Source organism: Bradyrhizobium lablabi (assembly GCF_001440475.1).
GTDB classification, from domain to species: Bacteria; Pseudomonadota; Alphaproteobacteria; order Rhizobiales; family Xanthobacteraceae; genus Bradyrhizobium; species Bradyrhizobium lablabi.
On the sequence record NZ_LLYB01000118.1, the window covers coordinates 1 to 12,593 of the forward strand.

The window sequence follows — 12,593 nt, forward strand, 5'->3', positions numbered from 1 at the left end:
CGGGCCGCCGACGTCTCGACAAAGTGTCCGACATTAGTCCAGAAATAGGCTCCTGCAGCGCAGAGGCCAACGAGGACAATTACGAGCAGTAAAACCCACGGAACGCGTTTCGACGAGGTGTGCAATGACGACGGCAAGTCCGAACCGGTCGCTTCTTCCATCATCTCCATCATCCCTCGCTCGATATCAGCATTGGCTTTGCTCGCTGACGCGCTATGACACGATGGTCAAGAGCTGCAACGAGCCGCAACCATCGACAAGCCTTTCTCCGCAAGTTGCCCTCTTCGTTTTGCATCCCCGCCTAATGATCGGCGCGATCTGATACTCGTGGCGCATGGTCGGCTCCTACATCATAGCGCCACTGCAAAGCAATAGTTCTCGTCTTCGTCCGTCATCGCGCAGCATTTCCTCGCCATTCAGAAAAAGCCTGCAAACAATCTTCCATTTGCCGGCGCGCGTATGCGAACCAATCGTTGTTTCCTGAATTATCATTCCGACTCGTATCGAGCCAGGCATCCCCACTGCCCCTGGCCCGCAAGTCCATCCCTTGGCGAGACGCGCCACTTAGAGTTCTACGAGCTGGCAGCCGAGTCCAATCTTCATGCGCCGGAATAGTCGGCTCGTGCCCAAATACTCTTGAAGCTATCTGGCCGGGCGCAGTCGAATACGGAGCACAACGCCGTAGCTCAATTCCACAGCAAAAAATTGGAAACAAACCCGCTCGGCGGGTCCGGTGGTCGGCGTAAATCTGCAGGATCAATGACGTCGGTCCTCTCGCCTACGCGACCGGCTTCCTGTGGACGATCGTCAATCGTCACCCCAACGACGAACTCGGCCAAGTTCTTGCCTGGGCCTATCCGGGCAACCCTGAAAGCCATCGGCTGAGCACGACGTTAATGATGCAGATCAAAAAGTCGCGGTTCAGCTGCGTTTCCGCCGAGAGATGCGCGCGCAAAGAGCTGAACGGCTGCGGCGCTCGCGAGTGACCGACGCCCGATTTCCGGAATGATAGCAGCATGGGCAGAGTTCTTCTAGATGCCGAGGAGGCCTCATCCGAGCAGGCCACGATCCTGCATCGATAAGCAACGCCTTGCGACCTGGTCAACTACTAACGTTAGCAGTTGGTGGAGATGACGGACACATGGCAATCGGCGGTTAATGAAGGTCCGCGGCGGGGCACACTTTAAGGACTGAGATGCAACATAGAACTGGCCGCTCCAACGGCCCTGATGGATGTGCCAGCGCGTTTGTAGTCGTCAAATCGGCTCCAGTCGCGATCGCTCCCTTTTTGTGGTACCCATGATGCACTTTCTGGCGCGATCGCCGAGCGCACAGGTTGCAAAGGGGCTTTCGGCCTGTCAGTTGCCTCGTCTCTCGGTTAACGCGATGCCAGCGAAGTATCATGGAGCGAACGCGTGGTCGCTGGCGCGCGAGCCCTGTCTTCTGATTACTGCCATCTCTCGAAGGAGACGTCCTCTTCGCCGTCGAATGCCGAAATCCTCATGCTTGTAGTGGAAGAGGTGGGTCGCTCGCAGCGTATTGGTGGCGAGGACAGCAAGGCGCCGCCACCCGTCCTCACTATCTCGCGGAGCAAAGAGGTCGAATAAACCCGGCCGCTTTCGACACGGCGGCAGCGCAGCAGAACTGCCTTGGACCAGTCGACTAGCTCGGCCGCGTTATGGCGCACTCGACACGTGCGTCGCCGATCAGGCCAATAGCTCGCCGGCCGGTGAGGCTCGGGAGGCTCAGCGGGTTGACGGGCCGATTGCTGCCAAGCATCAGCCCCGCCTCCAGACACTAGAAGGTTAGGGGGCGCTCCGGGCAAGTTACGCCGGAGCGCAATCTATTCGAGATTAGCAATTCGGATGTGGAGTTCACTATGCATGGTTACTTTGTCGTGGCGACCGCTGTGACAGACGTTTTCAGCTTTCGATCAACTACGAAGCAAAGAGGGCTTGCTCTCGCACTCTCCCTAGCTGCGAGCCTCGTCGGCAGTCCGGCGCCGGCACAGAAGGCCAATGGGCTTAAGCCAGAACGCAACATTCCAGATGAGGTTGCTAAAAGAGGAATTGAGAGGGACTCTGATTGCGCCACAAAATTCCAAACCCGCCAGCTCAAACGAGCAACGCGTCTCGTCTCTAGCTCAGCGCTAGCACAAAATTCCAGTGTGCCTGCCGCAAAGCGCGGCAGTGCGGATGAAATTGCTAAGAACAGAACTCAAAAGGAGATCGACCCATTCGCAAAGTTCGAGAACCTCCGCGAAAAAGGTATGTGGCTCAATATCCCTGGTCCTGCCGATACGATAGATCAGGATAAAGCTGGCGTTAGATCCGCGCTGGCAGACGTCGGGATCGGCTACGTTGGGGGGACAGTAGTCAGCGTCATAGACAATCAACTGCCAAATGCAGCCAGAGCCACCACCGCCAATCAGCTATATATGGGCCAGAATCCGACATTTAGTACCGTAAGTTTCATGATAGTGACCTACGATCTCAGCCGCTTTGGAATTCCCGATGGTCAGATCATCGTGGGAGCCGAGCAGCAATACTGGACATGGAAACCCGGCGGGCCAGATAGAGCAGGTCTCAATACGTTGGCCTACTACCAGACGTTCTTCGACAGAAAACTCGAACTCAAAATGGGCTATCTCAGAAATGTAAATGAGTTCGCAGGCACATTGGTTGGAGGGAATGCAGGAGCAAGCGTTTTGGCGCCCTCGTCGAATATCCTGTATCAAGCTGGCATGAGCAACAATGCCGCGCCTACGCCAGCTCTCAACGTGAAGTACAATTTTAATGATCACCTATATGACAAGGTCTCAATCCAGCGTTCAATCAGTCCAGACGGTCAGTATGCGCAGATCATCGAAAATCCCACCGGCTTAAGCTGGAGCACCGCCAACACGGGCATTCTTTTGCTTGATGAAGTTGGCTACAAGAACAAGGCTGCTCCGGGCGTACCTGAGACCTGGTTGCGGGCGGGCGCCGGTTTCAATAACAGCAGCTACAAGAACTTGCAGTATCCGCAGCAATCGAGAGCCGAGGCGAACAGCGTCTACTACGTCGCAGCGGACAGGCAGCTCTGGCAGGCTGATGTACAGGGCTCGGCATCTCGTGGTATCTATGGTGGGTTCTCGGTAATGTGCGCTCCACCTGACTTAAACAAAGTCAGTCAATATTACGAGCTTCGTCTCTATGCGAAGGGACTGTTTGACAGCCGGCCCAGTGATCAGATTGCTATTGTTGCCACTAACACCGTCTGGAGCAACTTTGCAGTGGACGCTGCCTTGGCTAAAGGGAATCTCGTGCATCGCGACAGCACAGCGATCTTGGGTACCTATACCGCGCATCTGACACCCGGGATATATGCAAGTGTAGGACTGGCATACATCAACAACCCGACGAGCATTACACACACACGCCAAACGGGACATGCTCTGAATTTGTTGGTGTCTACCTCGATATTCTTCTAAGTCCTCAAGGCTAGTCGCGTGGCCCTAAAACCGAACTGTTCATGAAAGGCAACGATTATTGGTTCCGGCGCGATCTCGAATCTCATTCGGGAAGCGTTCTATGCGGCTGCTTGAGGNTTCGACACCCAGCGCTCTTCTGATCACAATCGTCGGATCCGCCCCGCGAGGCNCGACAGGTTCGAGTAAGGCCCATGAGCATCGGTCAAAGGCCAGCGCCAACACTGTCCGATTCACCCCAGAGAGTGTTGCAAAAGTCGAAAGTCGCAGGGTTCAGAAATTGTCGCGAAAAGCACTAAGCAGCGAGCGATCGCTGATCGTATGATCTCAACCGCATTATTGAAGTCGCCTGTGAAATCTTGCGTGATGCAGTGAGGTCCCTCACATTTGTATACGGAAGTCGCGCCCACGGCCTGCAGAATTGCGGTCATCTGCGAAGATCGACCTTTGCTACACAATCCCCCGCAGCGGACGCGCGTCCTTAGTGATGGTCTTCGGCTTGGGGCCAATAGCCGGCGTTCAGTTCACCCTAATCACGGGGGACCTGCCGCGGCTGAGGATTGTTGGCGGGGTTGGTATCGTACTTCGATATTCGCGTGACGAGCCCGCTAATGGTGAGCGGTTGCAAGTCCGCCTCCAGCGCGTCGGCAATCTCCTTGGCATAGATCTCCCGATCGTCTACGTAGAGTGCAAAGGATTTCAAATACTTTTCTTTATTCGCTGGATTCTTGATCGTCGCCTTTGTCCACTGGTAGAGCGGATAGTTTTCGATGCCGTGCTCTTCTGCCGCGGCGACATACTCCACAAAGGCATCGAACTGGCATTTCGGCGCGGCGCGATGCTTGGCAAGGATATTGAACAGCGGTGCCAGTGCCGGAGCAGGGAGCTTTCGGCCTACCGATTCCGCGGTGGCGGAATCATTCACATCGAACCTGACCTGATACTGCCAGTGAGAAGCCAGGCTATGCTCGCCTTCTGGTCGCACCCGATTTTCTCCTTTTGCCATCGCAAGGCGCTACCGCCTCCTCGCGAGCAGGTCCGGCGGCATGCATTGTGTCACAAGCTGCCGCAACGTCAGGCCAACCGTTGCGTTTGGAGCTCCTCATATTCACGGCTCTCGTTGGACGAACGAAAGTCAACCTCCTCCGGTTGATACGTGCCGCTGCCGATCTCCTCTGCCATCACTTGCCGGCACCTTGAGGCAACTCGCTTTCCCTCGAGTTGATTACCTCGGCCGTCGCGCATACGCGGTGGCCTAGCGCTGTACGTCCATTGCAGCGCCGACCGCGCTCTCGATGAGGCTCGCGAAACCAGATCTTCATCAGACCCGCACAGGCCGTTTGACCTCAACTAGTACAAGTCGAGAGCGCGGGAGCATAGTCTATAACGGCCGGATCTCCGTGAATGTGTGAACGCCTTATGGGCGGCTGCTTGGTGACCTTTACGCGCGTTACACTGCACCGGCCATCAATGCTGACGGGCACGTCACCCTCGATGGTGGCGCGACGAACGATGCGATGCTGGTCGCCGTAATCATTGACTGCATAATGGTGCGTGGCCCGGTTATCCCAGATCGCAACATCGCCCTCCCTCCAGTTCCAGCGCACGGTGTTTTCGGGCGCGGTGATATGAGACTGAAGTATATCAAACAGTTTTTGACCGTCATATTTGGGGATGCCAAGAAAACGCTGTACCAACGCGCCGAGCACTAGCGTCCGCTCTCCGGTCTCGGGGTGGACACGCACGACGGGATGCTCAGTCTCGAAGATGGTTCTGGTGAAGACCTCGTCAAAATGCTTTTTATCGACCTCGCGGACTCGGGCCATTCCGGCATAGTCGAAGACGTTGCTATGAACGGCCCAGAGCTCGTCTGCAAGCCGTTGCAGTGGTGGCGGCAGATCGAGATAAGCCGCGGCGGNTGTTCGACCACACCGTATCACCGCCGAATGGTGGGATCACAACGGCCCGCAGNAACCAAAATCTTGGGATAGGCATCGGCGAAGGTCCCATCGGCATGCCACACATCGGCCCGGCCACCACCGCGAGCGGAGTCAAGCTCGAGGAGCGATGCCGTTCCCTTGGCAACGCCGAGCATCGGATGCGGCACCAGCTTCCCGAAACGGGCGGCAAATCGCTCCTGCTCGGCGTCATCGAGATGACCTTGGTTGCGGAAGAAGATCACCTTGTGGTCGAGCAGCAAGCTGTTGATTGCAGCGATCGTCTGATCCGGCAAATCGCTCGAGAGCTTGATGTTTCTGATTTCCGCGCCAATGCGCGCTGCGCGTTTGACGACATCGGTACGCGGAATGACATTCTCGATTGAGATCGTTTCGTTCATGGGTGTTCCAGCCTTTTCGGTTTCTTCACCAAAGGAACTATTCAGCTGCGGGGCTGAATGGGGAAGGGCTGTATTGCTTAATCATCAGAACCCGCGGCAATCGGCGGCTTGGTGCGCTGTTCGTGCGACGCAAAATCGGCCGCGCACCTATCGTCCGTACCGTTGTCGATGGGATGCGCCCGAAACTCGCCGGTCTCCCGTGCTTCGGTGCAGAACTAGCTTGATTGAGGATCGACGTGCCGGCAGGTTCAAATTCGAAAGTTTCATCGAGACTGCCTTCGATCATTGGTTTGGTGAAACTTCTCTAGGATCGCGATAAGATCTCGTCCTTCCAAAAAGATACGAATCGCCTGGTGGCGTGCGGACCGCTGGTGACGTCACCGCAGACCTCGCATTTAGCGAGTGATCTCCAGCAAGCACCGTGCCAGCCGCGAAAACGGGGCCGCGAACGAGGCAAGAGCGCCAAAGAATCGGGAAAACCCGGCGCGACGGTCACCGGATTAGGCGATAATTCGACCAGATAGCTTGCTAGTCTCGATGGCAGCGCGCGCGAAGAAGCAGAGCCTAACGATACGTGAGGTGGGCGCCAACGCCACAGGGGCGTACGATCGTCAGCAATCCGTTCGGCCCAGCACGAGAGGCGATAGTCATCAGATGACCTTCCATCTTTCAACATCAGGCACGTCGGGTTCAAGACGGAGATGTCGGAGATCTGACAACCTGCAGCGTTGATCCAAAGGGATCTGGCGGCTGCGCGTGTTTTCTCTCGTGAAGCAAGGCGCACACCAAATTCCGGCACCATCGCGGCACCCCTGACCTCGATGCGGTGGCACCTGTCATTCTTCAGCTGCTCCGGCGATAGCCGACCGCTCGATGCGCGTAGACCATCGAGTTACGGGGTGCTGGTCGACAGTGCCGCCGGCACATTGTTTGCGCTCTCCGCGAGTGATCGAATATCGCGTCACGAGAACATCGCGATTCACGTTTGCTCAGGTTATTCTCGCGTGACCCCGCCTCGTTGCTAGTGTTCTGTCCCGCAACTTCGTAGCATGACTATTGCATGAATTCGGGGTATCCCGATGAAGGAGGTACCGATGCGCACCGAACGGGCGAAAGGCGATGCTGACTATTTCCAGCGACGAAGACACGCAGCTCACGGCCATAACACGGTCGCGCTCGCTGTCGCGGCGCTGACGCAGCGAACAGGGATCGTGCTGGCCTGCCAACGTGAGCCGAGCAACATCGTCTTGGCGACCCGGCTTGGTGGTCGGCCCCATAGGATCGGCAACTGGCCCAATGGCGTCATCGGAAATCACATCGCGATCATCTACGATGAGACGCCCACCAGTGGACCCGGCACGGTTGAGGATGAGGCTGTGGCCGAGCTGATCAGCAAGACACTTGCGCGCAGGCCTAAAGCAGCAATCCGTCGGAGTGTGCGCCCATCTAAAGGGACGGAAACTGCCAAAAAGTACCGTTCATTGCCTGTTCCAACTCTTCGGTCTGCGGCCTCGCTGTACCCGCAGCTTTAAACCCTCGACGGATGCTTTTTTGTCGAGAAGTCACGCTTCCGGAAGATTGGAAGGCGATAGAGGAGATTGCTCGCATGAGTGACGGGCTTCAAAAGGGCAATGATGCGGCCGCGATCGAGGAGCTGCTCCAACTGCTGATCGGCATCTTATCGTCAGCAACGCGACTTCCGCGCGGCCCAGAAAGCGATGCAACGTTACTGCAGATAGGGGAACTTCAAAGAAGTGTAGGCGTGCTCCTGCTTAAGCGGTTTTACGATGAAGCATAGCGAGATCTCATTGGTGTGGGGCAGGGGCTCCCTGCGGATAATCTGCTTCAACTTACGACGGAGCCGGAGGCCCGCAACGAGATGTCGGATCTCGCTGGTCGCTGATGGCTCCAGGCGAATCTACACCCAATCCATCGGCCGCCCAGAGGGGTGATAACCGAGATGGCGGGTCATCACCGATGGCGAGCTGTCCTATTCCAAAGAACTCTTCGATTTCTTGCATCATATGTCACGCACCGGGTGCCAAAATCCGAACAGTGCGCACTGTCGTGCTCCACGGGTCCTAGCATGACATGGAGTCGGCCCTTGAAGGAGCTCTTGCAGAAGCCCGAGCTGCACTCTCGCAGCGGCAGTCTCCGGCAGCCCTGACCAAGAGAGTGGAGGAGGCGGGCGGCTTAATCGAGCCGGCTGTGGTTCTCGGCAAGCCAAATATCAATTTCTTCTTCAACGTGCTGGTTTCTCAGATTCATAAAGCCGAAGCGAGGCGTGCAACTTCGGTTAGCTCGTGCAACCGAGGACTGGCCGGATGGCTTCATTGGAGACCTCAACAACAGTAGCTGATGCAGGCCGGCCGCAAGCAACGTGACGAATAGTGAACGAAGAATGTTAGCAAAAAAGCCCGATCGCCAAGGATTGCTGGCGAGTTGCGCTTGAGGCCGAGGTCCTCATCGACTTTGTGGTATGGCGAAGCGCGCGGTTCCGCGGCCCGCGCTCACAAAGCAGACCCGAACTTTGAGCAGACTGCGTGCTTATCGTCTCATGCGCTGGCTCCGCCGCGATGCTTATCCAGTGCAGTATCGAGGCACCTGATCAAGTGCTGTCCGGCGAAGGGCTTGGCCAGGAAGCAAATCGCTCCGGCGCTCAGCGCACGCGCGCGAACGCGATCATCGGGAAAGGCAGTGATGAAAATGAAGGGTGCACCGTAGCCATGGTCCCGCATATGTGCCAGCAGGTCCAAGCCGCCCATAATCGACATCTGCACATCCGCAATCACACACGATGTTCCGTTCAGGTGGGGCGAGCGCAAGAACTCCTCGGCCGACACAAATGTATGAACGATATAGCCGTGGGACTTCAAAAGGTTATTTATCGCAGCACGAACTGAACCATCGTCGTCGACGATGGCAATGAGCGGAGGCGTAGACAAGACGATCCCCTCTATCGCGGGAAAGGCGCTTGCCGAAGCACAGCCGCCTGGACAAAGGGTGCGCTTGCGGGATGAGATTGTAAACTCATACTTAGGCTTATTCGGGGTGGTTGGAACAAATTCCGAGGGCCTCAGCCATTCTGATTAAATCGGCCAGCGTCCGCGCGCCCATTTTCTTCATCACCCGCCCGCGATAGATCTTGACGGTAATTTCGGCGAGCTCGAGCTCTGCGGCTACTTGTTTGTTCATAAGCCCGGCGGCGACCAGTTTCATAACTGCCTGTTCGCGTGAGCTTAAGGTGTCGTACAAGGACTGCAGGTTCGCAACTGTCTTCTCAACCTCCCGCCTCTTGCGATCCCGTTCGGTCGCGGCGACGACGGCATCAAGCAGCTCCTGATCGCGAAACGGCTTGGTAAGGAAGTCGACCGCTCCACCCTTCATCGCCTTGACGCTCATTGGAATGTCGCCATGGCCAGTGATGAAAATAATCGGAATGTGAAGGTTCAACTTGGCTAGCTCGGTCTGCAGCTCGAGGCCACTCAATCCTGGCAGCCTGACGTCAAGGACGAGGCAGCTGGCGACCTCGGGAAGCTTGCCCTGCAACATTTCCTGAGCCGATCCGAACGCAGCAACGTCCAAGTTCACCGATTGAAAAAGATTCGAGAGCGAACGACGCATTGAGACGTCGTCATCGATCACGAACACGATCGCCCTTCCGCTGGGCTTCTCGACCTTTACGGTTTGGTGCGGCAAGTCGGAGCGCCCAGTCACGACACGACCTCCTTATGGAACGGTAGGACGAATTGAAACGTCGCGCCCGGCTCTTGCTTGCGAGCGATCGATAGGCTCCCTCCGTGAGCCTCCACAATCGAACGGCAGATCGAAAGCCCCATTCCAAGGCCGCTTGATTTAGTGGTAAAAAAGGGATTGAACACGCGATCCGCGTCGTCCTCGGTGATCCCTATACCGCAGTCAGTCACGGCGAGGTGCACGTGTCCCATATCGTCTCGAGATGACTGAATCATCAGTTCGCGCGGCCGGTCCCTGACCATTTGCATGGCCTCAATCCCGTTCATCACTAGATTTGTGATCACCTGTTGCAGTTGAACCCGGTCACCCAGGATCAGGGGGAGGGCCGGCGCCAACTCGGTCCGCAACTTCACCTGATGGCCGACAAGCTCCCGTGTCACCAGAGCGATTACCTCCTGGACGATGTCGTTGATATCGAGCGGCACCATCTCGATCTCGCCTTTCTTCGCAAGCGCGCGGATGCGGCGGATCACCTCGCTCGCCCGGATCCCGTCCTCGATGATCCACTCCACTGAGCGGCGCGCCGCGGAAAGATCAGGAGTTTCGCGACCAAGCCAACCCAGACAAGCCTCGCCATTGGTGACAATGGCGGCAAGCGGCTGATTTATCTCATGGGCGATGGAGGTTGTCAGCTCGCCGAGCGTCGTCACCCGCGTCACGTGCGCGAGCTCTGCCTGTGCCTTCCGCAGTTCTCGTTCGGCCTGATCTGCGCGGATGGTTGCGGTGATGTCGGTGCTGACGCCGCGATAGCCGAGGAAATTGTTGTCAGCATCAAAGAATGGCCTGCCGCTGGTTCGGACGTAAATTGGAGATCCCATCTGAGTGAGGGTGCGATAGATGAAATCGCGAAACGGAAGACGTGCATCGAGTGTCGCCCGATGCTGGTGCCACTTCTCGGGTTCTGCGTCGAAATCGCGCGCTATTTCCCAGCGAAGCAGTCCGACGACCTCTGAAGCCGGAAGGCCTGCTGCGCTGGTGTGCTCCGATAAAAGCGTGACCCGGTGGTCCGGCCCGGTCTCCCAGAGCCAGTCGGAGGCCGTTTCGGCGTAGTCGCGAAACCGCTGCTCGCTTTCGTGCAACGCAGCAAGAGCCCTTTCTAATCGTTCCCTAGCCGCATGTTGCTCGGTGACATCCATATGCGTTCCGATGAGCTCGCTGACGTTGCCGTCGCTGCCGACCACGGCGTGCGCAACGGAATGTATGCGCCTCATCGCGCCATCTGGAAGAAGGATTCGGAAATCATATTCGAAGTGTCCTCCATTGCCTATGATAGCCTGGCGCGGCACGTCCTGAAGTCGCGGCAAGTCGTCTGGATGGATACGCGACCGGATGGTCTCTATCGATACAGACTGTCCCGGGTCGAAGCCAAACAGACGATCGATTTCGGCGGAGCGATACACAAATTCGAGACGGTGGACGTCCCAGGACCAACTGCCCGTGTGGCTAAGATGCTGGGCTTCGGCCAGATAGGCCTCGCTACGACGCAACTGCTGTTCCGCCTGCTTTGCAGCCGTAATATCCGTCACTGCGCCGATAAACTCGATATCACCAAAGGCGGTTCTAGTGGCTCGTACCACCGCGTGGAGGTGCTTCACCGAGCTGTCCGGCATCAGCAGTCGGTATTCGTGCTCGAAATCCTCTTCGTTTTGGACCGCTCGTTCGATGGTCTCTCGCACGTCAGCCCGATCTTCTGGATGGGTTCGATCAACGACGAGTTGCGGCGTCGGTTTGGTCGACGGATCGTATTGGAAGATACGAAAGGTCTCCTTTGACCAGTGGACCTCGCCGGTGGCGACGTTCCAGCCGAAGCTGCCGGTGCGGCTCAATTCCTGCGCCTGGGCGAGATGGGCTTCGCTCCGCCGCAGGGCAGTTTCCGTCCGCTTTCGCTCGGTAATATCTTCGCAGGCAATGAGGACGACGAGCTTGTCGTCTGCCCCCTGCATAGCTTTGGCGCTCTCGCGCACCCACAGCACCGAGCCATCCTTCCTGATCTTCTGGATCTCCCAAGTGTGCGATTGGCCAACTGTTTCAATGCACAGACTGACGCGTTCGCGAACAAACGGACGATCGTCTTCCAGAAATACGTTCAACACGGAATGCCCGACAAGCTCCGAGGGCGCATAACCGAGCTGTGTGGCGCCGAACGTGTTCACGTTCAGGACCATTCCGGTGGTATTGACGATGAAGTGCATGACGGGGCTATGCTCGAAGATTTCGCGCCACTGTTTCTCCCGGTCGCGCAACTCAGCCTCGCCGTGCCGGAGCCTCGCTGCGGCCTCAAGCGCAACGTTCCTTTCTCGGCGGACCTTTTCGATTAGGTGCGTTCCGACAATTGAGACAACAACAAAGGCGACAATCACAGGAAGAGTCTGCGGATCGTCAACCCGTAGATTGAAAGGAGGCGGCGCAAAGAAGTAGGCCAAAACAGCGAAGGGGAAGACGAAAAGCATGGCAGATGCGATGAGGCTGCCCATCAGTGATAACACCAATATCATTTCCAAATAGCCGAACGCCGTCGCGGCGAAAGTGAAGGTACAACGAAGTTAGCGTCATCAACGCCCGCACAAAAAAACTGCGTGAGCTTGCGAACTTGAATCCAGTAAGCTGATCACCCATCAACCTAAACTAACGAAAGCAGCTAGAGAACTATACGAATGTTTTACGCTCTCTTGCGCTCGCACTGATTCAGCAGCTAGCGCTAGCATTGTCAGGCTGTCTCGGTACAATTAATCCATTTATATCAATGACTTGAGCGGAAGACAGGGTTCCGTGCTTTCGGGCTTTGATGACGCCGAAACAGACTTTCGTTTAAATGAATTGGCTGATCGAGGCGGCCATGAGGGCCCGTAGAACCCACACGGCAGTGCGCTTAGAACCAGTGGAGCGCGGCAGCCCGGCCGACACTTCGACCGAAAATAAGAAAATAAACCGAGCAACAATCAGGGAAAGCCTTGGGGGAGGTGTCTATCATTGGCCCGTCTAACTTAGGATTTGAAAAGGGCGTCGGCCAGGTGGCGTCGTCGACCTCAC

Annotated in this window: 7 protein-coding genes and 2 pseudogenes; 3 read left to right on the top strand and 6 right to left on the bottom strand. The window is 56.7% G+C overall.

The window, feature by feature from the left end; genetic code table 11:
• The first annotated feature begins 1,879 nt into the window (after positions 1–1,879).
• The gene (locus CQ14_RS42825; RefSeq protein ID WP_082650146.1) at positions 1,880–3,472 is read left to right on the top strand and encodes a carbohydrate porin; all 1,593 of its coding nucleotides are present in this window, start codon (positions 1,880–1,882) and stop codon (positions 3,470–3,472) included.
• A gap of 526 nt (positions 3,473–3,998) precedes the next feature.
• Here CQ14_RS42825 and CQ14_RS32870 read toward each other — a convergent pair.
• From CQ14_RS32870 to CQ14_RS47185, 3 genes and pseudogenes are all read right to left on the bottom strand, one after another.
• Positions 3,999–4,430 carry a hypothetical protein gene (locus CQ14_RS32870; RefSeq protein ID WP_057861996.1) on the bottom strand — a complete coding sequence of 144 codons (432 nt, stop codon included), beginning with the start codon at positions 4,428–4,430 and terminating at the stop codon, positions 3,999–4,001.
• Positions 4,431–4,899: 469 nt separating this feature from the next.
• Positions 4,900–5,387 (bottom strand): annotated as a pseudogene (locus CQ14_RS47180) (TauD/TfdA dioxygenase family protein); the annotation flags it as partial.
• Between the two features lie 54 nt (positions 5,388–5,441).
• A pseudogene (locus tag CQ14_RS47185) lies at positions 5,442–5,807 on the bottom strand (TauD/TfdA dioxygenase family protein); the annotation flags it as partial.
• A 1,094-nt stretch (positions 5,808–6,901) separates the two neighbouring features.
• On the opposite strand from CQ14_RS47185, the gene CQ14_RS32880 reads away from it, so the two are divergent.
• Positions 6,902–7,339: a hypothetical protein gene (locus CQ14_RS32880; RefSeq protein WP_156435713.1), complete on the top strand. Its 438-nt coding sequence runs from the start codon at positions 6,902–6,904 to the stop codon at positions 7,337–7,339.
• A gap of 74 nt (positions 7,340–7,413) precedes the next feature.
• The gene (locus tag CQ14_RS32885) at positions 7,414–7,605 is read left to right on the top strand and encodes a hypothetical protein (RefSeq protein ID WP_057861931.1); all 192 of its coding nucleotides are present in this window, start codon (positions 7,414–7,416) and stop codon (positions 7,603–7,605) included.
• A gap of 757 nt (positions 7,606–8,362) precedes the next feature.
• On the opposite strand, the gene CQ14_RS32890 is transcribed toward CQ14_RS32885, so the two are convergent.
• The 3 genes from CQ14_RS32890 to CQ14_RS32900 form a co-directional block, all read right to left on the bottom strand.
• A complete protein-coding gene (locus CQ14_RS32890) occupies positions 8,363–8,752 on the bottom strand; it encodes a response regulator transcription factor (protein ID WP_057861932.1) in 390 nt (129 codons plus the stop codon).
• 97 nt (positions 8,753–8,849) lie between these two features.
• Entirely contained in the window at positions 8,850–9,524 is a 675-nt protein-coding gene (locus tag CQ14_RS32895; protein ID WP_057861933.1) for a response regulator transcription factor, read from the bottom strand.
• Positions 9,521–12,037 (bottom strand): PAS domain S-box protein, encoded by a 2,517-nt coding sequence (locus CQ14_RS32900; protein WP_245320712.1) that lies wholly within the window; start codon positions 12,035–12,037, stop codon positions 9,521–9,523. The genes CQ14_RS32895 and CQ14_RS32900 overlap by 4 nt, the downstream gene beginning before the upstream one ends.
• Positions 12,038–12,593 lie beyond the last annotated feature (556 nt).